Origin of the sequence: Pseudomonas sp. ITEM 17296, assembly GCF_028895205.1 — a bacterium.
Lineage (GTDB): Bacteria > Pseudomonadota > Gammaproteobacteria > Pseudomonadales > Pseudomonadaceae > Aquipseudomonas > Aquipseudomonas kermanshahensis.
This window is the reverse complement of the sequence record NZ_WJRS01000020.1, coordinates 1-24,199: the sequence shown is the minus strand read 5'-3', so window position 1 is coordinate 24,199 and position 24,199 is coordinate 1. Positions and strand designations below refer to the sequence as shown.

The 24,199-nt window shown below is 63.3% G+C and carries 26 protein-coding genes; all 26 read right to left on the bottom strand.

Features of this window, described 5'->3' with window-relative positions; all coding sequences use genetic code 11:
• Window positions 1-31: 31 nt before the first annotated feature.
• The gene (locus GIB19_RS20085) at window positions 32-427 is read right to left on the bottom strand and encodes a DUF2802 domain-containing protein (RefSeq protein WP_027593003.1); all 396 of its coding nucleotides are present in this window, start codon (window positions 425-427) and stop codon (window positions 32-34) included.
• Window position 428: 1 nt separating this feature from the next.
• Window positions 429-908: a chemotaxis protein CheW gene (locus GIB19_RS20080; protein WP_003254393.1), complete on the bottom strand. Its 480-nt coding sequence runs from the start codon at window positions 906-908 to the stop codon at window positions 429-431.
• 42 nt (window positions 909-950) lie between these two features.
• Window positions 951-1,826 (bottom strand): CheW domain-containing protein, encoded by an 876-nt coding sequence (locus GIB19_RS20075; protein WP_099428650.1) that lies wholly within the window; start codon window positions 1,824-1,826, stop codon window positions 951-953.
• A complete protein-coding gene (locus GIB19_RS20070; protein WP_027593005.1) occupies window positions 1,826-2,614 on the bottom strand; it encodes a ParA family protein in 789 nt (262 codons plus the stop codon). The genes GIB19_RS20075 and GIB19_RS20070 overlap by 1 nt, the downstream gene beginning before the upstream one ends.
• Before the next feature lie 174 nt (window positions 2,615-2,788).
• Window positions 2,789-3,634, bottom strand: a complete 846-nt coding sequence (gene motD / locus GIB19_RS20065; RefSeq protein ID WP_186679668.1) for a flagellar motor protein MotD — start codon at window positions 3,632-3,634, stop codon at window positions 2,789-2,791.
• Window positions 3,635-3,636: 2 nt separating this feature from the next.
• Window positions 3,637-4,377 carry a flagellar motor protein gene (locus tag GIB19_RS20060; RefSeq protein WP_027593007.1) on the bottom strand — a complete coding sequence of 247 codons (741 nt, stop codon included), beginning with the start codon at window positions 4,375-4,377 and terminating at the stop codon, window positions 3,637-3,639.
• A complete protein-coding gene (locus tag GIB19_RS20055) occupies window positions 4,377-5,510 on the bottom strand; it encodes a protein-glutamate methylesterase/protein-glutamine glutaminase (protein ID WP_274887785.1) in 1,134 nt (377 codons plus the stop codon). Before GIB19_RS20055 ends, GIB19_RS20060 begins: the two co-directional genes overlap by 1 nt.
• A 46-nt stretch (window positions 5,511-5,556) precedes the next feature.
• Window positions 5,557-7,776 carry a chemotaxis protein CheA gene (locus tag GIB19_RS20050; RefSeq protein ID WP_274887784.1) on the bottom strand — a complete coding sequence of 740 codons (2,220 nt, stop codon included), beginning with the start codon at window positions 7,774-7,776 and terminating at the stop codon, window positions 5,557-5,559.
• 12 nt (window positions 7,777-7,788) lie between these two features.
• Window positions 7,789-8,577 carry a protein phosphatase CheZ gene (locus GIB19_RS20045; RefSeq protein ID WP_027593010.1) on the bottom strand — a complete coding sequence of 263 codons (789 nt, stop codon included), beginning with the start codon at window positions 8,575-8,577 and terminating at the stop codon, window positions 7,789-7,791.
• Window positions 8,578-8,597: 20 nt separating this feature from the next.
• Complete coding sequence (locus GIB19_RS20040; protein WP_077068541.1) at window positions 8,598-8,972, bottom strand: chemotaxis response regulator CheY; 375 nt, start codon at window positions 8,970-8,972, stop codon at window positions 8,598-8,600.
• Between the two features lie 117 nt (window positions 8,973-9,089).
• Window positions 9,090-9,830 carry an RNA polymerase sigma factor FliA gene (fliA, locus tag GIB19_RS20035; protein WP_027593012.1) on the bottom strand — a complete coding sequence of 247 codons (741 nt, stop codon included), beginning with the start codon at window positions 9,828-9,830 and terminating at the stop codon, window positions 9,090-9,092.
• Window positions 9,827-10,660, bottom strand: coding sequence for a flagellar synthesis regulator FleN (gene fleN, locus GIB19_RS20030; RefSeq protein WP_027593013.1), 834 nt, complete (start codon window positions 10,658-10,660; stop codon window positions 9,827-9,829). Before fleN ends, fliA begins: the two co-directional genes overlap by 4 nt.
• 93 nt (window positions 10,661-10,753) lie before the next feature.
• A complete protein-coding gene (flhF, locus tag GIB19_RS20025; protein ID WP_027593014.1) occupies window positions 10,754-12,061 on the bottom strand; it encodes a flagellar biosynthesis protein FlhF in 1,308 nt (435 codons plus the stop codon).
• Window positions 12,062-12,072: 11 nt separating this feature from the next.
• The gene (flhA, locus tag GIB19_RS20020; protein WP_027593015.1) at window positions 12,073-14,202 is read right to left on the bottom strand and encodes a flagellar biosynthesis protein FlhA; all 2,130 of its coding nucleotides are present in this window, start codon (window positions 14,200-14,202) and stop codon (window positions 12,073-12,075) included.
• A 318-nt stretch (window positions 14,203-14,520) separates the two neighbouring features.
• The gene (flhB, locus tag GIB19_RS20015; protein WP_099428646.1) at window positions 14,521-15,663 is read right to left on the bottom strand and encodes a flagellar biosynthesis protein FlhB; all 1,143 of its coding nucleotides are present in this window, start codon (window positions 15,661-15,663) and stop codon (window positions 14,521-14,523) included.
• Window positions 15,664-15,665: 2 nt separating this feature from the next.
• Window positions 15,666-16,442 carry a flagellar biosynthetic protein FliR gene (fliR, locus tag GIB19_RS20010; protein WP_027593017.1) on the bottom strand — a complete coding sequence of 259 codons (777 nt, stop codon included), beginning with the start codon at window positions 16,440-16,442 and terminating at the stop codon, window positions 15,666-15,668.
• Between the two features lie 7 nt (window positions 16,443-16,449).
• Window positions 16,450-16,719 carry a flagellar biosynthesis protein FliQ gene (fliQ, locus tag GIB19_RS20005; RefSeq protein ID WP_274887783.1) on the bottom strand — a complete coding sequence of 90 codons (270 nt, stop codon included), beginning with the start codon at window positions 16,717-16,719 and terminating at the stop codon, window positions 16,450-16,452.
• Window positions 16,720-16,740: 21 nt separating this feature from the next.
• Window positions 16,741-17,496 (bottom strand): flagellar type III secretion system pore protein FliP, encoded by a 756-nt coding sequence (gene fliP, locus GIB19_RS20000; RefSeq protein ID WP_027593019.1) that lies wholly within the window; start codon window positions 17,494-17,496, stop codon window positions 16,741-16,743.
• Window positions 17,496-17,930 (bottom strand): flagellar biosynthetic protein FliO, encoded by a 435-nt coding sequence (fliO, locus tag GIB19_RS19995; RefSeq protein ID WP_033693999.1) that lies wholly within the window; start codon window positions 17,928-17,930, stop codon window positions 17,496-17,498. The genes fliP and fliO overlap by 1 nt, the downstream gene beginning before the upstream one ends.
• Before the next feature lie 12 nt (window positions 17,931-17,942).
• Window positions 17,943-18,407 carry a flagellar motor switch protein FliN gene (fliN, locus tag GIB19_RS19990; protein ID WP_027593021.1) on the bottom strand — a complete coding sequence of 155 codons (465 nt, stop codon included), beginning with the start codon at window positions 18,405-18,407 and terminating at the stop codon, window positions 17,943-17,945.
• A 47-nt stretch (window positions 18,408-18,454) separates the two neighbouring features.
• Entirely contained in the window at window positions 18,455-19,423 is a 969-nt protein-coding gene (fliM, locus tag GIB19_RS19985; protein ID WP_027593022.1) for a flagellar motor switch protein FliM, read from the bottom strand.
• Between the two features lie 9 nt (window positions 19,424-19,432).
• Window positions 19,433-19,930, bottom strand: coding sequence for a flagellar basal body-associated protein FliL (gene fliL / locus GIB19_RS19980; RefSeq protein ID WP_085272506.1), 498 nt, complete (start codon window positions 19,928-19,930; stop codon window positions 19,433-19,435).
• Window positions 19,931-20,268: 338 nt separating this feature from the next.
• Window positions 20,269-21,534 carry a flagellar hook-length control protein FliK gene (locus tag GIB19_RS19975; RefSeq protein ID WP_099428644.1) on the bottom strand — a complete coding sequence of 422 codons (1,266 nt, stop codon included), beginning with the start codon at window positions 21,532-21,534 and terminating at the stop codon, window positions 20,269-20,271.
• Window positions 21,535-21,606: 72 nt separating this feature from the next.
• Window positions 21,607-21,954 (bottom strand): Hpt domain-containing protein, encoded by a 348-nt coding sequence (locus GIB19_RS19970; protein ID WP_027593025.1) that lies wholly within the window; start codon window positions 21,952-21,954, stop codon window positions 21,607-21,609.
• Between the two features lie 60 nt (window positions 21,955-22,014).
• Window positions 22,015-23,706: a fused response regulator/phosphatase gene (locus GIB19_RS19965; RefSeq protein WP_274887779.1), complete on the bottom strand. Its 1,692-nt coding sequence runs from the start codon at window positions 23,704-23,706 to the stop codon at window positions 22,015-22,017.
• Between the two features lie 8 nt (window positions 23,707-23,714).
• Window positions 23,715-24,020, bottom strand: a complete 306-nt coding sequence (locus GIB19_RS19960) for an STAS domain-containing protein (protein ID WP_099428642.1) — start codon at window positions 24,018-24,020, stop codon at window positions 23,715-23,717.
• Window positions 24,021-24,199: the final 179 nt, after the last annotated feature.

Sequence of the window (24,199 nt, the reverse complement as noted above, 5' to 3'; positions counted from 1 at the left end):
AAGGGCCGCAAAGCGGCCCCAAGGATTCAGCTCACTCGGTACGGTGCAGCTTGCTCATCAACTCCGCCTCGGCCTGGGTCAGGCCGCAGGTCTCGGTCAGCTCGGACACGCTCGCCCCCATGCCGACCAGCTTGGCCGCCTGGCTGAAGGTGACGCTGCTGGGGTCACGCTGCTCCAGCCGCTCCAGCCGATCCGGCAAGGTGGCCAACGTCTCGCGCACGTCTTGGATGGCCTCACCCATGCGCACGGTGCCGTTCTGGTAGTCGTCCAGGCGCTTGGCCAGGTCCTTGATACGCTGATCACGCAGCGCATCGCCCGCAGCCTGTTGCGCCGCCAGCTCGCGCTGGCGCTTGGTGTGGTTGAGGAACATCCACACACCCAGCGCCCAAAGCAGCGCCAGGAAGATGACAGCAACCTCAAGGATCAACTCAGATGTTCTCAAGCTCGGACCACTCTTCCTCGGTCATCATCTTGTCCAGTTCCACCAGGATCAGCAGCTCGCCGTTCTTGTTGCACACGCCCTGGATGAACTTGGCCGATTCTTCGTTACCCACATTCGGCGCCGTCTCGATCTCGGACTGACGCAGGTAGACCACCTCGGCAACGCTGTCGACGAGGATGCCGACCACTTGCTTGTCCGCCTCGATGATGACGATACGGGTGTTGTCGGTCACCTCGGTCGGCATCAGGCCAAAACGCTGGCGGGTGTCGATCACCGTCACCACGTTGCCACGCAGGTTGATGATGCCCAGCACGTAGCTCGGCGCGCCCGGTACCGGGGCGATCTCGGTGTAGCGCAGCACTTCCTGCACCTGCATGACATTGATCCCGTAGGACTCGTTGTCCAGACGGAAGGTTACCCATTGCAGGATCGGATCTTCGGAACCTTGTGCGGACGACTTTTTCATTCCCCTACCCCTCAAAATCCGCGCTAGGCGGTGTGTTCGGTGTCATTTGTGTTTGGCGTGCATCTGCTTGACTGCGCCGCTGGCGATCAGCTCGGCCAGTTCGGCGACGTCAAGCAAGGCACACATGTGTTCGATCACCGTGCCGGCCAACCAGGGGCGCTGGCCACGCTGGCTGCGCCACTTGATCTCGGACGGGTCCAGGCGCAGGGAACGGCTGACCTGGTGCACGGCCAGCCCCCATTCATAGCCCTGGACCGAAATCACATACTGCAGGCCCTGGCGAAAATCGTCGCGGTAGCGGTCGGGCATTACCCAACGCGCGGTGTCGAGGACCTTCAGGTTGCCGGCCTGGCAGGTCAGGATGCCAAGAAACCAGTCCGGTTGGCCGAACAGCGGCGTCAGCTCCTGGCCGGCCAGGTTGTAGATCGAGCCCAGGCACACCAAGGGCACCGCCAGGGTCAGCCCGGCGACGTCGAACAGCAGGCACTCGAACGGCTCCGCTGCCCAGGCCGGGCGGCCATCGATGCTTGCCGGCGGCACCGGCAAGTTCGGCGCAGGCAGGTGCACATCCACCACCGGCACCGCCGGTTCTACCGCAGGCGCTTCGATCAGCACCGGGATGCTGGCCTCGGCCACTACCTGCTGCTCGACCACCGCCACCACCGGTTCTTCCACCGGCAGCACGCTGGGCAGTACTTGTAACCGCGGCTCGGCAAAGGGCCGGGGCGCCGCGAGGGTGGCCTGGGCAGGCTGGCGTGCATCACGCGCCTGCTCCTCGCGCACCGCGTCGGCGAAGTCCTCCGGTGCTGTCGGCAGCTCGATCAGGTCGTCGGCCTCGGTGGCCTCTTGCAACAAGCCATCGAGGTAGGATTGCAGGGCCATCTGCGGCCGCGTGCTGGTTTGCCGTGTCTGGGTCATCAGGCCACCTGCACTGCGGTTTTGTAAGTCAGTAAATGCTTGAGCAGCGCCCGGTAGGCAATCAGCCCACGGCTCTTACCATCGAACTGCGAAGGCGTCACGCCCTTGCGGCTGGCATCGCGCAAGCGCGTGTCGACCGGGATGTAACCCTGCCAGACATGCTGCCCATAGGTGTCGCGCAGCAGTTTGAGCGTGCCCAGGGAGGCCTGGGTACGGCGGTCGAACAGGGTCGGTACGATCTGGTAAGGCAAGGCCTGTTTACGCGAACGGTTGACCATGGCCAGGGTCCCGACCATGCGTTCCAGGCCCTTGACCGCGAGAAACTCGGTCTGCACCGGGATCACCAGTTGCTGGCTCGCGGCCAGGGCGTTGACCATCAGCACGCCGAGCAAGGGCGGGCTGTCGATCAAGGCAAAGTCGAAGTCTTGCCACAGCTGCGCCAGACTCTTGGCGATCACCAGCCCCAGGCCATTCTTGCCCGGCGACTGACGCTCGAGCACCGCCAGCGCGGTACTCGATGGCAACAGCGAAATACGCTCGTCGCTCGTCGGCAGCAGCAATTGCCCCGGCAAGCCCTCGGGCACGCTGCCTTGGTGCAGGAACAGGTCATAGCAGCTGTGTTCCAGCGCATCGGGGTTGTGCCCGAAATAACTGGTCATCGACCCGTGCGGGTCGAGGTCGACGACGACCACGCGCTTGCCCGCCTCAGCCAGCAGGCCAGCCAGGGCGATGGTCGTGGTGGTCTTGCCGACGCCACCTTTTTGATTGGCTACTGCCCAGACTCTCATAGGACAACTCTTGACTCATAAATTTAGCGCCCACCCTTGTGGGAGCGGGCTTGTCCCGCGAACACGGGCGTAGCCGTGCCATCCACCACGTCGCCTGCTTCGCGGGGCAAGCCCGCTCCCACAGGTACCGCGCTCAGCAAGCAAGACAATACGCAGTGACGGAGAATTGACGAGTTACTGACTCGCTGTTGCCGGTGCACTTTGTGTGCCAGCACGGCGCAACGCCGCATCCGGCGTGGCATTGGCGCTGCCTGTGCCAGTCAGGCTGCGGCGCACTTCGAGGTTGCGCGAAATCACCAGCACCACGCGGCGGTTGCGCGCACGGCCTTCGGCACTGTCGTTGCTGGCGACCGGCTGATACTCGCCATAGCCCACCGAGGCCATGCGCGCCGGGTTGACCCCTTCCATGGCCAGCAGGCGGACGATGCTGGCCGCCCGCGCCGACGACAGTTCCCAGTTGGTCGGGTACTGCGCGGTACGAATCGGCAGGTTGTCGGTAAAGCCTTCGACATGCACCGGGTTGGCGAACGGTTTGAGGATGTTCGCCACCTTTTCGATGATGTCGAAGGCCTTGTCGCTGGGCATGGCATCACCGCTGCCGAACAGCAGCGAGGAACTGAGCTCGATCTCTATCCACAGCTCATTGCCGCGCACGGTCATCTGGTCGGTCTTGATCAGGTCGCCAAAGGCGTCGCGCACGTCGTCGCTGATGGTCTTCAGCGGGTCGACGTTGGTCTGCGCCAGGCCCGCTTCGGTCTGCTCGCTGTCCCTGACCAAAGGCTCGGCCGGGCGCACGCTCAGCGGCTGTTCATCACCGATGGGGATCGGCTTCATGCTCCGCTCGGGGTCGTTGAACACCCCGAGCAAGGCCTGCGAAATGACCTTGTACTTGCCCTCGTTGATCGAGGAAATCGAGTACATGACCACGAAAAACGCGAACAGCAAGGTGATGAAGTCGGCGTACGACACCAGCCAGCGCTCGTGATTCTCGTGTTCCTCGGTATGACGACGGCGGCGCATGGTTACTCCATGAAGCCTTGCAGCTTCAGCTCAATCGAGCGCGGGTTTTCACCCTCGGCAATCGACAGCAGGCCCTCAAGCAGCATCTCGCGGTAGCGCGACTGGCGCATGACGATAGCCTTGAGCTTGTTGGCGATCGGCAACAGGATCAGGTTGGCGCTGGCCACGCCGTAGATGGTGGCGACGAACGCCACGGCGATGCCGTTACCCAGCTGCGACGGGTCGGCCAGGTTGCCCATCACATGGATCAGGCCCATGACCGCGCCGATGATGCCGATGGTCGGGGCGTAGCCGCCCATGCTCTCGAACACCTTGGCGGCCTGGATGTCACGGCCCTCCTGGGTCAGGAAGTCGACTTCAAGAATGCTGCGGATGGCTTCGGGCTCGGCACCGTCGACCAGCAACTGCAGGCCCTTGCGCGCATAGGGGTCGGGCTCGGCATCAGCCACCCCTTCCAGGCCCAGCAGGCCCTCTTTGCGCGCCGTCAAGCTCCAGTTCACCACCCGGTCGATACCGCCTGCCAGGTCGACCCGGGGCGGGAACAGGATCCAGCGCAAAATCTGCAAGGCACGCTTGAAGGCCGACAGCGGCGACTGCAACAGCGCCGCCGCCAAGGTGCCGCCCAGCACGATCAAGCCCGCCGGGCCATTGATCAGCGCACCCACGTGCCCGCCTTCGAGGAAGTTGCCGCCGACAATCGCGACAAACGCCAGGATCAGGCCGATCAGGCTTAGCACGTCCATCAGACGCAGGCCTCGACCAGGTGCTTGCCGATCTCGTCCAGGCTGTACACTGCGTCGGCCAGGTTGGCCTTGACGATGGCCATGGGCATGCCATAGATCACGCAGCTGGCTTCATCCTGGGCCCACACGGTACTGCCGCCCTGCTTGAGCAGGCGCGCGCCTTCACGGCCGTCGGCGCCCATGCCGGTGAGCACCACCGACAGCACCTTGTCGCCGTAAGACTTGGCCGCCGAGCCGAAGGTGATGTCCACGCACGGCTTGTAGTTCAGGCGCTCGTCACCCGGCAGGATCTTCACCGTGCCACGGCCGTCGATCATCATCTGCTTGCCACCCGGGGCCAGCAGCGCCAGGCCTGGGCGCAACAGGTCACCGTCCTCGGCTTCTTTCACGCTGATCTTGCACAGCTTGTCCAGGCGTTCGGCAAACGCCTTGGTGAAGGCCGCTGGCATGTGCTGGATCAACACGATCGGCGCCGGGAAGTTGGCGGGCAGTTGCGTCAGCACCCGCTGCAGCGCCACCGGGCCGCCCGTGGACGTACCGATGGCCACCAGCTTGTAAGGTTTGCGCTTGGGTGCCGGGGCATGTGCCGCGGGCGCTGCGGCCGGGGTGCGTACCGGCGGTGCCGTGCGCGCCGGGGCCGAGGCCGGGCTTGCGAAACTGCTGGTCGGCGCATGGCTGCTGCCGGTAGTGACCGGCGCAGGGGCAGGCGCTGGGTTGTAGCTGCCGAAACGACGGTTGCTGCGCGACAGGGTATGCACCTTCTCGCACAGCATCTGCTTGACCTTCTCGGGGTTGCGCGAGATGTCTTCGAAGTTCTTCGGCAGGTAATCCACCGCACCGGCATCCAGCGCGTCGAGGGTCACCCGGGCGCCTTCATGGGTCAGCGAAGAAAACATCAACACCGGCGTCGGGCAGCGCTGCATGATGTGCCGCACTGCGGTGATGCCGTCCATCATGGGCATTTCGTAGTCCATGGTGATGACATCGGGCTTGAGCGCCAGCGCCTGGTCGATTGCTTCCTTGCCATTGGTCGCGGTACCCACTACCTGGATCGTCGGGTCCGCCGAGAGGATTTCCGAGACACGGCGGCGGAAGAAACCGGAATCATCCACCACCAGGACCTTGACTGCCATAAACACTCCATTAGGCGGCGCAACCCGCCAGGGCGCGCCACCGAAATCAAATACGCCGCGCGGCGTAACGCTTGAGCATGCTCGGAACGTCGAGGATCAACGCGATACGACCGTCGCCGGTGATCGTGGCCCCGGACATGCCCGGCGTGCCCTGCAGCATCTTGCCCAGCGGCTTGATTACCACTTCTTCCTGGCCCACCAGTTGATCGACGACAAAGCCGATGCGTTGGGTGCCGACCGACAGGATCACCACATGGCCCTCGTGCTGCTCTTCGTGCACCTGGCCCTGGACCAGCCAGCGCTTGAGGTAGAACAGCGGCAGTGCCTTGTCGCGCACGATCACCACTTCCTGGCCATCGACCACGTTGGTGCGCGAGAGGTCGAGGTGGAAGATCTCGTTGACGTTGACCAACGGGAAGGCGAAGGCCTGGTTGCCCAGCATCACCATCAGGGTCGGCATGATCGCCAGGGTCAGCGGCACCTTGATGACGATCTTCGAACCCTGGCCCTTGGCCGAGTAGATGTTGATCGAGCCATTGAGCTGGGAAATCTTGGTCTTCACCACGTCCATGCCGACACCACGGCCAGACACGTCAGAGATCTCGGTCTTGGTCGAGAAGCCCGGGGCGAAGATCAGGTTGTAGCAGTCCGACTCGCTCAGACGCTCGGCGGCGTCCTTGTCCATCAGGCCCTTTTCCACGGCCTTGGCGCGCAGGATGTTGGGGTCCATGCCCTTGCCGTCATCAGAGATCGACAACAGGATATGGTCGCCTTCCTGTTCAGCCGACAGCACCACCCGGCCCGTCCGCGCCTTGCCGGTGGCTTCACGCTCGTCGGGCATCTCGACGCCATGGTCGACGGCGTTGCGCACCAAGTGCACCAACGGGTCGGCCAGGGCCTCGACCAGGTTCTTGTCGAGGTCGGTTTCTTCACCGACCAGCTCCAGGTTGATCTCTTTCTTGAGCTGGCGGGCCAGGTCGCGAACCAGGCGCGGGAAGCGGCCGAAGACTTTCTTGATCGGCTGCATGCGGGTCTTCATCACCGCGGTCTGCAGGTCGGCGGTGACCACGTCGAGGTTTGACACGGCCTTGGACATGGCCTCGTCACCGCTGTTCAAGCCCAGGCGCACCAGGCGGTTACGCACCAGCACCAGTTCGCCGACCATGTTCATGATCTCGTCCAGGCGCGCAGTGTCGACGCGCACGGTGGTTTCCGCCTCGCTGACCGCATGTTTTTCTGCCGCTGGGGCCGGCGCGCGAGGCGCAGGTGCGGGCTTGCTGGCAGCTGCTGGGGCGGCGGCTGGAGCAGGTGCCGGTTTGGCCACCGGCTTGCTCTCGACCTTGGCGGCGACAGGCGCTTCGACCGCGACCGCGTCACCCGAGAACTTGCCCTTGCCGTGCAACTCATCGAGCAAGGCTTCGAACTCGTGCTCGCTGATCTCGTCACTCGTTGGGCTGGCCGCTGCAACGATTTGCGGCGCTGCCGCTGCTGGCGCATTGGCGGCCGGCAAGGCATCGGCCTGGAAGGTGCCCTTGCCGTGCAACTGATCGAGCAGCGACTCGAACTCTTCATCGGTGATTTCATCGCTGACCGGGGCCGCAGCGCTGGCCACAGGCTCAGCGGCGACTTCGGCGCTGAACTGGCCTTTGCCATGCAACTGGTCGAGCAGCGACTCGAATTCGGCGTCGGTGATTTCGTCACCGGCGCTGCTGACGGTTTCGCCTTGCATCTGCTCATCGGCAGCAGCCTGGGCCTTGACCGCGTCGAGCGAGTCGAGCAGCTGCTCGAATTCGCTGTCGGTGATGTCTGGCTCTTCGGCAGGCGCCGCGGCGACCGGCTCGGCTGCAGCCGCAGGCGCTGCGACCGCGTCGGCAGCAGCAGGCTCGGCCAGGCGCGACAACGCCGCCAGCAGTTCTGGGGTAGCGGGGATGACCTCGCTGCGCTCGCGGACCTGGCCAAACATGCTGTTGACCGTGTCCAGCGCCTCCAGCACCACGTCCATCAATTCGGCGTCGACCCGGCGCTCACCTTTGCGCAGGATGTCGAACACGTTCTCGGCGATATGGCAGCACTCCACCAGCTCGTTGAGCTGGAGGAAGCCGGCGCCCCCTTTTACAGTGTGGAAACCGCGAAAAATGGCATTGAGCAGGTCGGCATCATCCGGTCGGCTTTCCAGCTCGACCAGTTGCTCGGACAGTTGCTCAAGAATTTCGCCGGCTTCTACCAGGAAATCCTGAAGGATTTCTTCATCGGCGCCGAAGCTCATTAAACGTGCTCCTTAAAAACCCAGACTGGACAGCAGATCATCGACATCGTCCTGACCGGACACGACGTCTTCACGCTTATCGGCATGAATCTGCGGACCTTCACCCCGAGTCGGATGTTTTTCTTGATCTTTTTCAGCACGCAGCTGCTGGTGGTCATGTTCGATACCGGCAAAACGGTCGACTTGACTGGCCATCAGCACGAGCTTGAGCAGGTTGCTTTCCACCTCGGTGACCAGCGCGGTGACCCGCTTGATCACCTGCCCGGTCAGGTCTTGATAGTCCTGAGCCAGCAGAATGTCGTTGAGGTGGCCTGAGACCTTGCGGTTACCTTCAGCGCTGTGCGTCAGGAAACTGTCGACGCGTTTGACCAGGTCACGGAATTCCGGCGCGGCCACTTCGCGGCGCATGAAGCGCTGCCAGTCCACGCTCAGGGCCTTGGCCTCACCCGCCAGGTCGTTGAGCACCGGCGTGCTCTCCTCGACCAGGTCCATGGTGCGGTTAGCGGCACCCTCGGTCAGCTTGACCACATAGGACAGGCGCTCGGTGGCGTCGGTGATCTGCGAGACCTCCTCGGCCTGTGGCATGTGCGGGTCGATCTGGAAACTGACGATCGCACTGTGCAGCTCACGGGTCAGCTTGCCGACTTCCTGATACAGGCCGCGGTCGCGGGTCTGGTTCAGCTGATGAATCAGCTGCACCGCCTCGCCGAAGCGCCCGCGTTCCAGGCTCTCGACCAGCTCCTGGGCATGCTTCTTCAGGGTCGATTCGAACTCCCCCAAAGACGTTTGTGATGAATCCATGGCGCGCCCCCTGACGTGACTCAGCCGTTGACGCGTTCGAAGATCTTCTCGATCTTTTCTTTGAGCACCTGAGCGGTGAACGGCTTGACCACGTAACCATTGACGCCGGCCTGGGCCGCTTCGATGATCTGGTCGCGCTTGGCTTCGGCCGTCACCATCAGTACCGGCATGGTTTTAAGCTTTTCGCTGGCGCGGACTTTGCGCAGCAGGTCGATACCGGACATGCCCGGCATGTTCCAGTCGGTCACCAGGAAGTCGTAGTGGCCGTTTTCCAGCATCGGCAACGCAGTGGTGCCGTCGTCAGCTTCGTCGGTGTTGGTGAAGCCCAGATCACGCAGCAGGTTCTTGATGATCCGCCGCATCGTCGAAAAGTCGTCAACGATGAGGATTTTCATGTTCTTGTCCAATTAGACCTCCAAGCAGTCTCAAACGCGCTCGGCCCCCGAGCACGCATTCATTCAATTCGGCACAACGTGAAACGGCTGCAGCGTCTTCAGTGCAACGGCTGGCGCTCAGCGCGCCCGCCACTCACCCAGACGGCTGCGCAAACGTGCGGCGCACTGGCTGTGCAACTGGCTTACCCGCGACTCGCTGACGCCCAGCACCTCACCGATTTCCTTGAGGTTCAGCTCTTCGTCGTAGTACAGCGCCAGCACCAGCCGCTCGCGCTCTGGCAGGTTGGCGATCGCATCGGTCAGGGCAGCCTGGAAGCGCTCGTCTTCAAGGCCCCGCGCCGGTTCGACCTGGCCACTGGCGCCGTCTTCGTGCAGGCCTTCATGCTCGCCGTCCTGCAACAGGTCGTCGAAGCTGAACAGCCGGCTGCCCAGGGTATCGTTCAAAATCCCGTAGTAATCATCGAGACTCAATTGGAGTTCGGCAGCAACCTCGTGATCTTTAGCGTCGCGACCGGTTCTTGCTTCAACGGCGCGCATTGCATCACTGACCATGCGGGTATTGCGGTGCACCGACCGCGGTGCCCAATCGCCCTTGCGCACCTCGTCGAGCATGGCGCCGCGGATGCGGATGCCGGCGTAGGTCTCGAAGCTGGCGCCCTTGCTGGCGTCATACTTGTTGGCCACTTCCAGCAGGCCGATCATGCCGGCCTGGATCAGGTCTTCGACCTGGACGTTGGCCGGCAGCCGCGCCAACAGGTGATAGGCGATGCGCTTGACCAGCGGGGCGTAGCGTTCGATCAGCTCGTACTGGGCGTCTTTCGACGCCCTGCTGTACATCTTGAAGCCGCTCGCATTCATAGTACCGGTCCTGCGCTGGTGGGCTGCACCAGACGCTCGACGAAGAATTCCAGATGCCCGCGCGGGTTGGCCGGCAACGGCCAGCTGTCGACCTTCTGCGCAATGGCCTTGAAGGCCAACGCACACTTGGAACGCGGGAACGCTTCGTACACCGCGCGCTGCTTCTGCACCGCCTTGCGCACGCACTCGTCGTACGGCACGGCGCCCACGTACTGCAGGGCAACGTCAAGGAAGCGATCGGTGACCTTGGTCAACTTGGCGAACAGGTTGCGCCCTTCTTGCGGGCTCTGCGCCATGTTGGCCAGCACCCGGAAGCGATTCATGCCGTAGTCACGGTTGAGCAGTTTGATCAGTGCGTAGGCGTCGGTGATCGAGGTGGGTTCGTCGCACACCACCAGCAGCACTTCCTGGGCCGCGCGAACGAAGCTGACCACCGAGTCACCGATACCCGCAGCGGTGTCGATCACCAGCACGTCGAGGTTGTCGCCGACGTCGCTGAACGCCTGGATCAGGCCAGCGTGCTGGGCCGGCGCCAGGTGCACCATGCTCTGAGTGCCGGAGGCCGCCGGTACGATGCGCACACCGCCGGGGCCTTGCAGCATCACATCGCGCAGCTCACAGCGCCCTTCAATAACGTCGGCCAGGGTGCGCTTGGGGGTCAGGCCTAGCAATACGTCGACATTGGCCAGGCCCAGGTCGGCGTCCAGCAACATGACCCTGCGGCCAAGCTCGGCCAGCGCCAGAGACAGGTTCACTGAAACGTTAGTCTTGCCGACGCCACCTTTGCCACCGGTCACGGCGATCACCTGTACGGGATGCATGCTACCCATGTCTGTTCTTTACCTTGTCTCGCTGGGACTCAGGCCACACGTGAGGCAATTCTGCGTGCCCCTTGGCATAGCTACGTTGCACACACTTCATCATCAACCCGCTCGCCGTGGGTTGTGATAGAGATCAGCGAACATATCGGCCATGGCCTCTTCGCTGGGCTCGTCCTGCTGCTGCACATTGACCGCACGGGTGACCAGCTGGTGCGCCCGGGGCAAGTGCAAATCATCGGGAATGCGCGGCCCATCGGTCAGGTAGGCCACCGGCAATTCATGACTGATGGCAAGGCTCAGCACGTCGCCGAGGCTTGCCGTTTCGTCGAGTTTGGTCAGGATACAGCCGGCCAGGCCACAGCGCTTGTAGCTGTGGTAGGCGGCGGTCAGCACCTGCTTCTGGCTAGTGGTTGCCAGCACCAGGTAATTCTTCGCGGCGATGCCGCGGCTGGCCAGGGTTTCCAGCTGCATGCGCAGGGCCGGGTCGCTGGCCTGCAGGCCAGCGGTATCGATCAGCACCACGCGTTTACGCAGCAGCGGTTCCAGCGCCTGGGCCAGGGACTGGCCCGGGTCGACGTAGGTCACCGGCACATTGAGGATGCGCCCCAGGGTCTTGAGCTGCTCCTGTGCACCGATGCGGAAGCTGTCCATGCTCACCAGCGCCAACTGCGGGGCGCCGTACTTGAGCACGTAGCGCGCAGCCAGCTTGGCCAGGGTGGTGGTCTTGCCCATGCCGGCCGGGCCGACCATGGCGATCACACCGCCCTCTTCAATCGGCTCCACCTCGGGGATTTCGATCATCCGCGCCAGGTGCGCCAGCAGCATGCGCCAGGCCTGGCGTGGCTCTTCGATCTCAGTCGTGAGGTCGAGCAGTTCACGGGCAATCGGGCCGGACAGGCCGATGCGTTGCAGGCGGCGCCAGAGGTTGGCCTGCTGCGGCTTGCTGCCTTGCAGCTGGCTCCAGGCCAGCGAGCCGAGCTGCACTTCCAGCAGCTCGCGCAGGCCCGACAGCTCCGAGCGCATGGCATCGAACAGGCGCGGGTCGACCGGCGCCGGGGCTGGCGCAGCGGCAGGTGCCGGGGCGTCCACGTGGGGCTCGACCAGCGGCTCGGAGGCCGTCAGCGACTGGCCGGCGAACAATTGGCGGTTGTTGTCGCTGGTGTCGCTGCGCTGGTCCAGCTCGGCCTGGGCCGTGGCAATGCGCGTGTGGGTCTTGCGCAGCTCTTCTTCAAGCTCGGCGTTTGGTACGCGCGGGGCCAGGGCGGACAATTTGTAGTCCAGCGCGGCCGTCAATTCGACACCACCGGCGATGCGGCGGTTACCGATGATGGCGGCATCGGAGCCAAGCTCATCCCGGACCAGCTTCATGGCCTGACGCATATCGGCGGCGAAAAATCGCTTAACTTGCATTATCCACTACCTCAGCCGTTAGGGCCCACGGTGGCAACGATGGTGACTTGCTTGTTGTCAGGTATTTCCTGATACGCCAGAACATGCAAATTCGGTACAGCCAGGCGACCGAAGCGCGACAGCATGGCGCGGATCGGGCCGGCGACCAGGAGAATGGCCGGCTGGCCTTGCATCTCTTGGCGCTGGGCCGCGTCAATCAGCGAACGCTGCAGCTTTTCGGCCATGCTCGGTTCCAGAAGAACACCGTCTTCCTGACCCTGCCCGGCCCTTTGCAGACTATTGAGCAAAATCTGTTCCAACCTCGGTTCAAGGGTGATCACCGGCAGCTCAGACTCAACGCCGACAATGCTTTGCACGATGGCGCGACACAATCCGACGCGCACCACGGCCACCAGCGCGGCGGTATCTTGACTCTTGCCCGCGTTGTTGGCGATGGCCTCGGCGATGCTGCGGATATCGCGCACCGGCACTTGCTCGGACAGCAATGCCTGCAGGACCTTCAGCAGCCCCGACAAGGAAATGACGCCCGGCACCAATTCTTCTGCCAGTTTAGGCGAAGCCTTGGACAACACTTGCAGCAATTGCTGCACTTCCTCATGGCCGATCAGCTCGTGACAGTGCTTTTGCAGGATCTGGTTGAGGTGCGTGGCCACTACCGTACTGGCATCGACCACGGTATAGCCCAGCGACTGCGCCTGGGAGCGCTGGCCAACGTCGATCCACACCGCCTCCAGGCCAAAGGCCGGGTCGCGTGCGGCAATTCCGTTGAGGGTGCCAAATACCTGGCCCGGGTTGATCGCCAGTTCGCGGTCCGGGTAAATCTCCGCTTCAGCCAGGATCACCCCCATCAACGTGAGGCGGTAGGCGCTGGGCTGCAGGTCGAGGTTGTCGCGAATGTGCACGGTGGGCATGAGGAAACCCAGGTCTTGGGACAGCTTCTTGCGCACGCCCTTGATCCGCGCCAGCAACTGGCCGCCCTGGTTGCGGTCGACCAGCGGGATCAAGCGGTAACCGACCTCAAGGCCGATCATGTCGATCGGGGTAACGTCGTCCCAGCCCAGCTCCTTGGTTTCCAGCGCACGCTGTGGCGAGGGCAGCAGGTCCTGCTGGCGCTGCGCCTCTTCCTGGGCCTTGACCTTCACCTGCTGCTGTTTCTTCCACACCAGATAAGCGCCGCCACCGGCCATCAGGCCAAGGCTGAGGAAGGCCACATGCGGCATGCCCGGCACCAGGCCCATGATGATCATCAGCGCACCGGAGACCGCCAGGGCCTTGGGTGAGTCGAACATCTGCCGGTTGATCAGCTTGCCCATGTCTTCCGAGCCCGAAGCCCGGGTGACCATGATGGCCGCAGCGGTGGACAGCAGCAGTGATGGCAATTGCGCCACCAAACCGTCACCGATGGTCAACAAGGCATACACCTTGCCGGCTTCGCTGAACGGCATGCCGTGCTGGAGCATGCCGATGAGCATGCCGCCGATGAGGTTGATGAACAGGATCAGCAGGCCGGCGATGGCGTCGCCGCGCACGAACTTGCTGGCACCGTCCATCGAGCCATAGAACTCGGCCTCCTGCGCGACCTCGGAGCGGCGGGCCTTGGCCTGGGCCTGGTCGATCAGGCCGGCGTTGAGGTCGGCGTCGATGGCCATCTGTTTGCCGGGCATGGCATCGAGGGTGAAGCGCGCGCTTACCTCGGAAATACGCCCAGCACCCTTGGTCACCACCACGAAGTTGATGATCATGAGGATGGCGAACACCACCGCACCGACCACGTAGTTGCCGCCGATGACCACTTCACCGAAGGCCTGGATCACCTTGCCCGCAGCGCCATGCCCCTCCTGGCCGTGGAGCATGACCACACGGGTGGAGGCGACGTTCAGGGCCAGGCGCAGCAGCGTCGCCACCAGCAGGATGGTGGGGAACGCGGCGAAGTCGAGTGGGCGCAGGGCGTAGACGCAAACCAGCAGCACCACGATCGACAGCGCGATGTTGAAGGTGAAGAACACGTCGAGCAGGAACGGCGGTATCGGCAACATCATCATTGCCAACATCACCAGCAGCAACAGCGGCACACCCAGGTTGCCCCGGCCGAGACCGGCCAGGTTGTGGCGTGCGTTGTTGATTAACTGAGTGCGATCCACCGCGAGTCCTCTTGATGCAAAACTTTGACGCCCAGGGGGCGCCTGGGCGTGGCTCTGCAAGAAGCCTTCCAACTTTGCTATTTGGGTGTTTGCCTTGGGGTTTTTGGTGGGTTTGAGATCGAGCGCCGCCCGCGCGGCGCTTCGCAGCACAAGGCTGCTCCTACATTTTTCTCGGGCCAATTATTCCTGAGGCGATCGCGCGCAAATATCACAGGCCTCACTGGCCCGAAACAGATGTAGGAGCAGCCTTGTGCTGCGAAGCGCCGCGCGGGCGGCGCTCGATCTCACAGGCGCTGAACGACCATCGCCAAGCACCTATCAGCCATCACGCCGCAAATCCGGCGGAATCGGCAAATCATCCTTCAACGGCTCCGGCCGCTTGCCCTTGCCCGACCGGTACTGACGAATCTGGAACACATACGCCAACACCTGCGCCACCGCCAGGTACAACCCCGCCGGGATCTCGTGCTCAAGCTCGGTGGAGTAATAGATCGCCCGCGCCAGGGCCGGCGATTCAAGGATCTGGATCTTGTGCTCGACACCAATCTCGCGAATCTTCAACGCCATGAAATCGGTACCCTTGGCCAGCAGCAAGGGCGCTGCCCCGCCCTTCTCCGGGTCGTACTGCAGGGCCACGGCATAGTGCGTGGGGTTGGTGATGATCACGTCCGCCTGCGGCACCGCCGCCATCATGCGCCGCTGCGACACCTCGCGCTGCAACTGGCGAATACGCTGCTTGACCTCAGGCTTGCCCTCCGAGTCCTTGTACTCGTCACGCACTTCCTGCTTGGTCATCTTCATTTTCTTGTGCGTCTGCCACAGCTGGAACGGCACGTCCGCCGCCGCGATCAGCAGCAGCCCCGCCGACATCCACAGCGCACTCCACCCCACCACCTGGACACTGTGAATGATCGCCTGCTCCAACGGCTCATTGGCAATCGACAGCAACGCCTGGCGGTCGCTGACCAGCACCACCACCGCCACGATCAGGATCGCGAAAAACTTGGCCAGGGCCTTCAGCAACTCGGTCAGGGCATGCATCGAGAACATGCGCTTGATCCCCGACAGCGGGTTCATGCGGCTGAATTTGGGCTGCAGCAGGCTGCCGGAAAACAGGAAGCCACCCAACGCGATCGGGGCAACGAACGAGATCACGAACAGCAGAATCAGTACGGGCTGCACCGCCCAGATCGCCATCTTGCCCGAGGCCAGCAAAAACGCGCCCATGGCGCGCTCATCGACGATCATGTCGCGGGTCAGGCTGAAGTTCATGCGCATCACGCTCAGCAGCGTCTCGGCCAAGTGGCCGCCGAACATCAGCAGGCCGCCGGCGCCTGCCAGGGTCACCGCCACCGTGTTCAGCTCCTTGGAGCGGGCAATCTCACCTTTCTCACGCGAATCGCGCTTGCGCTTGTCGGTGGGGTCTTCTGTCTTGTCCTGACCACTCTCGCTTTCAGCCATGCTCAGCGCGCCCTTGCCAGATCACGCAGCCATTGCAGCGCGTCGCTGGCCAATGCCTGGTAGTGGGAAAGCATATCGGCCAGGCCGACCCAGAAAATCCCCATGCCCATGACCAGCGTCAGCGGGAAGCCAATGGAGAAGATGTTCAGCTGTGGCGCCGCCCGCGTCATCACGCCAAAGGCGATGTTCACCACCAGCAACGCGGCAATCACCGGCAAGATCAGCAACAGCCCGGCACCGAACACCCAACCCAGGCGCCCGGCCATTTCCCAGAACTGGCTGACCATCAGCGCATTGCCCACCGGCAAGGTGGTGAAGCTTTCGGTCAGCACTTCGAAGACCACCAGGTGCCCGTTCATCAGCAGGAACAGCACACTGACCAGCATGGTCATGAACTGGCTGATCACCGTGACGTTGACGCCGTTGGCCGGGTCGACCATCGAGGCGAAGGCCATGCCCATCTGCACCGCGACAATCTGGCCAGCGATGACGAAGGCCTGGAACAGCAGCTGCAACGAGAACCCGAACAACGCCCCAACGATGATCTGCTCGCCACACAGCAGCAGGCCCTGCAAGCTCAACGGCTCGAACTCGGGCAACGGCGGCAGCGCCGGGACGATCACCACGGTGATGGCCACCGCCACGTACAGGCGCACCCGCGCCGGCAGCATGCGCGTGCCGAAGATCGGCATCGTCATCAGCACTGCCGTCACCCGGAACAACGGCAGGATGAAGGTGGCGACCCAGGTGCCGATCTGTGCGTTGGTCAGCTCCAGCATGGCCGTGTCAACCGATCAGCTGCGGGATGCTGGCGTAGAGCGTGGTGATGTATTCCATGAACTTCTGCACCAGCCAAGGCCCCGCGACGATCAGCGTGACCAGCATCACCAGCAGACGCGGCAGGAAGCTCAGGGTCTGTTCGTTGATCTGCGTGGCGGCCTGGAACATCGCCACCATCAGGCCCACCAGCAGGCTCGGCACCACCAGGATGCCGACCATCAGCGTGGTCAGCCAAAGTGCATCGCGGAACAGGTCGACAGCAACTTCAGGGGTCATGCGTGGCTCTCCTTGACGGCGTCAGACGCCGCCGAAACTACTGGCCAATGTGCCCATGATCAGCGCCCAGCCATCGACCAGGACGAACAGCATGATCTTGAACGGCAGCGAAATGATCAGCGGCGACAGCATCATCATACCCATGGCCATCAGCACGCTGGCGACCACCATGTCGATGATCAGGAACGGGATGAAGATCATGAAGCCGATCTGGAACGCGGTCTTCAGCTCGGACGTGACGAAGGCCGGCACCAGGATGGTCAGTGGCACCTGGTCAGGGCCTTCGATGTCAGTGCGCTTGGACAGGCGCATGAACAAGTCCAGGTCGCTCTGCCGGGTCTGCGCCAGCATGAAGTCCTTGAGCGGCCCCTGGGCCTTGTCGATGGCCTGTTGGGCAGTCATCTGCTCTTTCAGGTAGGGCTGCAGCGCATCCTGGTTCACCCGGTCGAACACCGGCGCCATGATGAACATGGTCAAAAACAGCGCCATGCCGGTCAGAATCTGATTCGAAGGCGTCTGCTGCAGGCCCAGGGCCTGGCGCAAAATCGAGAAGACAATGATGATGCGGGTGAAGCTGGTCATCAGGATGACGAACGCCGGGATGAAGCTCAGCGCCGTCATGATCAGCAGGATCTGCAGGCTGACCGAATACTCCTGCTGCCCGTCTGCCCCATTGGACAGGGTGATGGCCGGGATCGACAGCGGGTCGGCGGCCAGGGCCAATGGCGCGGCCAGCAGTAGCGCCAGGGTCAACATCATGCGCAGCACGCCGGTCATCACTTCTTGTCCTTTTGGTCCTTGCCCATCAGCTCCATCAGCCGCTGGGCAAACTCCGGCGCTGCCTGACGGGCAGCTGCGGGCACTTCGACGGGTTCGGCCAGCACATGCAGGGCCTCGATACTGCCTGGGGTGTGGCCGATCAGGATCTGCTCCTTGCCGACCTGCACCAGCAACAGGCGGTCACGCGGGCCAATGGCCCGGCTGCCGACGATCTCGATCACCTGGCCACCTTTGACCGCCGCGCCTTGCATGCGGCGCAACATCCAGGCCAGGAAGAAGATCAGGCCCACCACCAACAGCAGGCCAAAGACCATCTGCGCCAACTGCCCACCCAGGCTGCCAGGCGCGGCAGCGGTGGTTGCCGCAGGGTTGGCCGCCGCGCAGGCCCACTGGCTGGCGAGCAGCCCGGCAAAAGCAGCGCCGGCGCGCATCGTGCCCTTCACTCAGCGCAGCTTCTTGATACGTTCGCTGGGGCTGATCACGTCGGTCAGGCGGATGCCGAACTTCTCGTTGACCACCACCACTTCGCCATGGGCGATCAGCGTGCCGTTGACCAGCACGTCGAGCGGCTCGCCGGCCAGGCGGTCGAGCTCGATCACCGACCCCTGGTTGAGCTGCAGCAGGTTGCGGATGTTGATCTCGGTGCTGCCCACTTCCATGGAAATGTTCACCGGAATGTCCAGGATCACGTCCAGGTTAGGGCCTTCGAGGCTGACGTTCTCGTTCGGCCGCGGCGAGCTGGCGAACTCTTCCATCGGCAAGCGGCCAGCGCCGCTGTTGCCGGTGTCGCCGCCCAGCAGCGCGTCGATATCGGCCTGGCCGGCATCACCGGTTTCTTCCAGCGCCGCCGCCCATTCGTCGGCCAGGGCCTGGTCTTCCGGGGACGTGATCTCGTTTTCGTTAGCCATGATTTCCTCGACAGGCATTCAATTCGTAGTGAGCGACCGGCACGCCGTCAGCGGCGTTCGATCGGGTCGATGATCTGCAGGGCCAGGTTGCCCTTGTGCGAACCCAGCCGCGCTTTGAACGACGGCACGCCGTTGGCGCGCAGCACCAGGTGCTCGGGCAGCTCCACCGGGATCACATCGCCAGGCTGCATGTGCAGGATGTCGCGCAGCTTCAGCTGGCGGCGGGCAACCGTGGCGGTCAGTGGCACGGCCACGTCCAGCACGTCTTCGCGCAGGGCCTTGACCCAGCGCTCGTCCTGGTCGTCCAGGTCGGACTGGAAGCCCGCATCGAGCATCTCGCGCACCGGCTCGATCATCGAGTACGGCATGGTCACGTGCAGGTCGCCGCCACCGCCGTCCAGCTCGATGTGGAAGGTCGACACCACCACCGCCTCGCTGGGGCCGACGATGTTGGCCATGGCCGGGTTGACCTCGGAGTTCATGTACTCGAAGTTGACCGGCATGATGGCTTGCCAGGCTTCCTTGAGGTCGACGAAGCACTGGTCGAGGACCATGCGCACCACGCGCAACTCGGTCGGGGTGAACTCGCGGCCTTCGATCTTGGCGTGACGGCCGTCACCGCCAAAGAAGTTGTCCACCAGCTTGAACACCAGCTTGGCGTCGAGGATGAACAGCGAGGTGCCGCGCAGTGGCTTGATCTTGACCAGGTTGAGGCTGGTCGGCACATACAGCGAATGCACGTACTCGCCGAACTTCATCACCTGCACGCCGCCCACCGCCACGTCCGCCGAGCGGCGCAGCAGGTTGAACATGCTGATGCGGGTGTAGCGGGCAAAGCGTTCGTTGATCATTTCCAGGGTCGGCATACGACCGCGGACGATACGATCCTGGCTGGTCAGGTCGTAGCTTTTGATACTGCCTGGTTCGGAAGCGCTCTCGGTCTGCACCAGACCATCGTCGACACCGTGCAACAGCGCATCGATTTCATCCTGGGACAGCAGGTCCTGTACGGCCATTGCGGACTCCTACTGCAATACGAAATTGGTGAACAGCAATTGGTCGATGACCGGCTTGCCGACTTCCTTCTGGGCGACTTCCTGCACCACGGCGGTGGCTTTCTGGCGCAGCATCTCTTGCCCTACCGGGCTGCCGGCCAGGGTGTCGAAGCCCTGCCCGGAGAACATCATCACCAGGTTGTTGCGAATCACCGGCATGTGCACCTTGAGGGCATCCAGGTCAGCCTGGTTGCGCGCTTGCAGGGTGATGCTCAGTTGCATGTAGCGCTGGCGGCCGTTCTGGTTGAAGTTGACCACGAAGGCCGGGGTGAGGGCTTCGTAGATGGCCACAGGCTTGACGTTGGCGGCAGCCGGGTCGGTGGCCGGCGCGGACTCGCTCTTGTGCATGATGAACCAGGTAGCGCCCACCGAAAGGCCGATCGCCAGCACCAGGCCCAGCACCAACAGCAGGATCAGCTTGAGTTTGCCTTTTGTGGCGGGGTCTTTTACTGCTTCGGTTTTCGCCATGCCAATAATCCGTCGTCCATCGGGGGTTCAAAGGAGGATGACGTGGCTTGAGCAAGTGTTATGCCAGGTTTTGGGTGGGGGATGGAATGAGGTTTGGGTGGGTTTGGCGTTAGGGGGGCAGCGCCTGGGAGATCGAGCGCCGCCCGCGCGGCGCTTCGCAGCACAAGGCTGCTCCTACATTTATTTCGGGCCAGTAAAGCCTGTGATAGAGGCGCGCGCCCCCACCACAGGAATAATTGGCCCGAAACAGATGTAGGAGCAGCCTTGTGCTGCGAAGCGCCGCGCGGGCGGCGCTCGATCTCAAAAGCGCCAACAACCTAAAGACAGGCACCCCGCACTCACGCGTAATAATCAACCGCACTGTCGCCAATCACCACCTGCTGCTCAACCGGCCTGCTGCTATCGACCTGTTCGGAGCCGCCCTGCCCGGCTTGCTGCCGCGCCGCGACGCCCGACAGATTACTGCCCTGTTCCTGCGCCTGCTGATGCTGTTGCCCGCGTGACTGGTCAGCAACGTTGACGTCTGGCTGCGCCAGGCCCTGCTGGGTAAACAGCTCGCGCAAGCGGTGCACCTGGCTGTCGAGGGCATCACGCACACCGGCGTGGCCACTGATGAAGGTCACCTGGGTCGACTGATCCGCCGCTACATTGACGCGAATGTCCAGCCGCCCCAACTCGGCGGGCTCCAGCTGGATGTCTGCCGACTTGAGGTTCTGGCTGGACAGGTACATGACCCGATTCACCAGGCCTTCGGTCCAGGCGTTCTGGTTCATCGGCAAGGGTTGGTGCAAGGGGCTGGCATTCGCCGGCACGGCATTGGCGGTTTTCGCCGTGGCCGCCTGGGTCAGGCTGGCCAGGCGATCGGCGAAATCGTCGACGCGCGTGTCGCTGCTGGCGCTCTTGGTGTCCTTCAGGCCCTCTTCAAGCAGTGCACCGAAGGCCTTGTCGCCTGGCTCGCCCGCCTCGCCCTCAGCGGTATCGACCAGATTCGCCAAGGTATTGACGGCTCCTCGGCCTTCATCACCTTGAGCTTGCGAAGGGTCCACGGCGTGTGCCGAGGTGGTGCCTTTGGCCTGGGCGCTCTGTTCCAGTGCCAGGCGCAAGGTTGGCAGGTTGGCCAAGGGGTCGGCGTCGGGATCGAACGCCTCTTCGGCGGCAGGCTCCTCCGTCAGCGCTGCGCTGGCTTGCGACTGTGCAGAGGCAGCCTGGAGCACGGGCGCCACGGCCTCAGCCTGGGCTTGAATCAGTTGCGCGCCGGGCTGCGCATCGGTGACCTGGCCGGCCACCAGGCTGGCGTCGCGCAACCCTGTGTCGGCGGGGTCTGAGGCCTGATCGTCGGCTGGCAATTTGTTGCCGTCATCGGCAACCGATGGCTTGTCGGCAGCATCTTTCTTGCCGCCGTGTGCCACTTCTGGCTTGTCCTTGGGTTTGGCCTGGGCGACCTTGTCGTCCTGCCCAAACGCTTTCTGCTTGGCCATGACCTGGTCGAAGCCACCGCCCGCGTCACCCAGCGCCTGCGAGGGCTTGTCCACCATCGAGCTGGTCGCTCGCGACGACTTGCCAACAGCGTTTGCTTGCAACAAAGGATTGGGTGCGACAGGCATTGAGCGGTCTCCGCGCCAGAAACTGAAAAGTCATCCGGGCAAAGAAAAGCAAGACTCGCGCCAAGTCGCGCATCAGCCTGCTGAGATACGGTGCTCCTCACCGCGGTAGAAGCGCCGAACCTCTACATATTCCAGGTCGATACGGTTGATCAGGTCCTCGATGCCATACAGCGGTGGCTGGCGCACACGGTCTTCCAGTTGCTGGCACAGGCCAGCCAGCGCGACAGCCCCCATGTTGCTGCTGCTGCCCTTGAAGCTATGGGCCGCTGAGCCCAGCTCATCGGCGTTTTTGGCAGCGTGCAACTCGCTCAAGCGCCGCTCGGAGTCATCCAGGAATGTCTGCACCAGATGCAGGTAGCCATCCTCCATGACCTCACGCAGGTCGTTGAGCACCTTGTGGTCGATATGAATCTCAGTCACTTGTTCACTCCTTGATCAAGCCAGATTATGCCCGAGCCAGCCCCAGGGTCACAGGCGGGCTCACCATACAAACTCTACCCGGGCGCAGCGGCCGCCTTCGCACCATTGCGCATTACTGCCCAGCCGCGTTACCAGCTGCAGGCCGCGGCCACTCAGGCCCTGCTCCGAAGGCGGCTGCGACAGCACCCGCTGCACATCGAACCCTGCGCCGCTGTCACGCACCTCGATCATCAGACGCCCGCCATCGGCGAGGGGTTCAACCTTCAAGTCAATGCGCACAAAACCGTCAGCCAATGCCGCCAGGCGCTGGGCTCGCTCCCGGTAATAATCGGCAAAGCCCTGCACATCGCGCTTGAGCTGCGAATCCAGGCCCAACACCCCATGCTCCAAGGCATTGGAGAACAGCTCACTGAGCACACTGTGCAGATTGCCGGTGCGCGCGCGCAGCGGGTGGATTTCCTGCAACAGCTGCACCAGGTACGGCACTGGGTTGGACTGCTTCAGGCTTTCGCCGCGCAGCTCGAACCCAAGCGACCAATCCAGCGGGCTGGGGCGACCGCGTTCAGCGTAGATCATCGGTGCCGGCACCCGCTCATCGGCCGCGAACATGCGGATATCGCACAGGCTGATGTCGTCCCGAGGCTGCCCGCCGAAACGTTCCAGGGCCTGCATCACCTCATCGAACAGGTGGGCCGGGTCTCGGTTGTCAGCCAGCACCCCTTGCAAGCGCTCGACGCCAAACAAGCGTTCCTGGTCATCGGCCGTGTCCAGCACGCCGTCTGACAACAGCAGCAAGCGCTCACCCGCCGCCAGCGGCAGCACTTGCGTGCTGTCGTCGAAGCGCTCAGGGGCAAGAATACCCAGCGGCAAATGGCGCGAAGCCAGCGTCGACAGCACCTCGCCGCCTGCAGACAAGCGATAGCCGTCCGGCATGCCGCCGTTCCACACCTCCACCGAACCACGCTGCACGCTCAGGTTGAGCATCACTGCACAGCAAAACATGTCCACCGGCAGGATGCGTTTGAGCTTGGCGTTCATTTCGCGCAGGGTTTGCGCCAGGCCATACCCCTTGGCTGTCATGCCGTAGAACACTTCAGCCAGGGGCATGGCGCCGACCGCGGCGGGCAGGCCGTGGCCGGTGAAATCCCCCAGCAGCACCTGCATGTCCCCCGAGGGCGTGAACGCGGCCAGCAGCAGGTCACCGTTGAACAGCGCATAGGGCGATTGCAGGTAGCGAATATTGGGTGCAGCCAAGCAGCCCGCATGGGCCACCTTGTCGAATACCGCCTTGGCCACCCGCTGCTCGTTGAGCAGGTGGTGATGGTGGCGGGTGATCTCGTCGCGCTGGGCCAGCACGGTGGCCTGCAGCCTGCGCAGGCGGCCCATGGCGCGTATCTTGGCGGCGAGGATCACCGCGCTGTAGGGCTTGGCCATGAAGTCATCGCCGCCGGCCTCCAGGCAGCGCACCAGGGCATCCTCCTCGTTCAGCGAGGTGAGGAAGATGATCGGCACCAGCGTTTCGCCGGCCAGGGCCTTGATCTGCCGGGCCGCTTCGAAACCATCCATCACCGGCATCAGCGCATCGAGCAGCACCAGTTGCGGGCGCTGCTCGACAAACAGCGCCACCGCCTGCTCGCCGTTTTCTGCGGTGAACACCTGATGGCCCTGGCGCCGGACGATTTGCGCCAGCAACAGGCGGTCGGCGGCACCGTCTTCGGCGACCAGCACGGTCAACGCCTGTTCGGCAGCCATCACGCGGCTCAACTGATATCGAACAGTTTTTCGAAATTGGAGATGGCGAGGATCTTGCGCACATCGGAGCTGGCGTGCACCACACGCACATCCGAATCGTCGCCGCCCGCGTGATCGCGCAGCAGCAACAACATGCCGAGCGCAGAGCTATCGAGGTAGGTGGTGTCTTTCAGGTCGACGACCACCGAGTCCGGCCGACCCGGCTGGCGCTCGTAGGCTTCGCGAAACTCCTGATGTTTGCCGAAATCGAAACGACCCTTGACCTTGATCGTCAGCTTTTTCCCGTCCTGCGAAAAATCAGTCTCGACTGCCATGCTAGCGATTCCTTCGATGATGGCGGATGCAACCCTTTAAGGTTTAGCAGCCTGGGGTGGGAGTGCAAGCGAGACGGCCAACAGATCCCCCCTCAGCGACGCGCCCCCCTGTAGGAGCAGCCTTGTGCTGCGAAGAGGCCGTGAGGGCAAGCTGGGGCTACTGGCCTCTTCGCAGCGCA

Coding starts and splice junctions, on each gene's coding strand:
- GIB19_RS20080 (WP_003254393.1), bottom strand. CDS start 908: ATGAAAAAGTCGTCCGCACAAGGTTCCGAAGATCCGATCCTGCAATGG.
- GIB19_RS20075 (WP_099428650.1), bottom strand. CDS start 1,826: ATGACCCAGACACGGCAAACCAGCACGCGGCCGCAGATGGCCCTGCAA.
- GIB19_RS20070 (WP_027593005.1), bottom strand. CDS start 2,614: ATGAGAGTCTGGGCAGTAGCCAATCAAAAAGGTGGCGTCGGCAAGACC.
- motD (WP_186679668.1), bottom strand. CDS start 3,634: ATGCGCCGCCGTCGTCATACCGAGGAACACGAGAATCACGAGCGCTGG.
- GIB19_RS20060 (WP_027593007.1), bottom strand. CDS start 4,377: ATGGACGTGCTAAGCCTGATCGGCCTGATCCTGGCGTTTGTCGCGATT.
- GIB19_RS20055 (WP_274887785.1), bottom strand. CDS start 5,510: ATGGCAGTCAAGGTCCTGGTGGTGGATGATTCCGGTTTCTTCCGCCGC.
- GIB19_RS20050 (WP_274887784.1), bottom strand. CDS start 7,776: ATGAGCTTCGGCGCCGATGAAGAAATCCTTCAGGATTTCCTGGTAGAA.
- GIB19_RS20045 (WP_027593010.1), bottom strand. CDS start 8,577: ATGGATTCATCACAAACGTCTTTGGGGGAGTTCGAATCGACCCTGAAG.
- GIB19_RS20040 (WP_077068541.1), bottom strand. CDS start 8,972: ATGAAAATCCTCATCGTTGACGACTTTTCGACGATGCGGCGGATCATC.
- fliA (WP_027593012.1), bottom strand. CDS start 9,830: ATGAATGCGAGCGGCTTCAAGATGTACAGCAGGGCGTCGAAAGACGCC.
- fleN (WP_027593013.1), bottom strand. CDS start 10,660: ATGGGTAGCATGCATCCCGTACAGGTGATCGCCGTGACCGGTGGCAAA.
- flhF (WP_027593014.1), bottom strand. CDS start 12,061: ATGCAAGTTAAGCGATTTTTCGCCGCCGATATGCGTCAGGCCATGAAG.
- flhB (WP_099428646.1), bottom strand. CDS start 15,663: ATGGCTGAAAGCGAGAGTGGTCAGGACAAGACAGAAGACCCCACCGAC.
- fliR (WP_027593017.1), bottom strand. CDS start 16,442: ATGCTGGAGCTGACCAACGCACAGATCGGCACCTGGGTCGCCACCTTC.
- fliQ (WP_274887783.1), bottom strand. CDS start 16,719: ATGACCCCTGAAGTTGCTGTCGACCTGTTCCGCGATGCACTTTGGCTG.
- fliP (WP_027593019.1), bottom strand. CDS start 17,496: ATGACCGGCGTGCTGCGCATGATGTTGACCCTGGCGCTACTGCTGGCC.
- fliO (WP_033693999.1), bottom strand. CDS start 17,930: ATGCGCGCCGGCGCTGCTTTTGCCGGGCTGCTCGCCAGCCAGTGGGCC.
- fliN (WP_027593021.1), bottom strand. CDS start 18,407: ATGGCTAACGAAAACGAGATCACGTCCCCGGAAGACCAGGCCCTGGCC.
- fliM (WP_027593022.1), bottom strand. CDS start 19,423: ATGGCCGTACAGGACCTGCTGTCCCAGGATGAAATCGATGCGCTGTTG.
- fliL (WP_085272506.1), bottom strand. CDS start 19,930: ATGGCGAAAACCGAAGCAGTAAAAGACCCCGCCACAAAAGGCAAACTC.
- GIB19_RS19975 (WP_099428644.1), bottom strand. CDS start 21,534: ATGCCTGTCGCACCCAATCCTTTGTTGCAAGCAAACGCTGTTGGCAAG.
- GIB19_RS19965 (WP_274887779.1), bottom strand. CDS start 23,706: ATGGCTGCCGAACAGGCGTTGACCGTGCTGGTCGCCGAAGACGGTGCC.
- GIB19_RS19960 (WP_099428642.1), bottom strand. CDS start 24,020: ATGGCAGTCGAGACTGATTTTTCGCAGGACGGGAAAAAGCTGACGATC.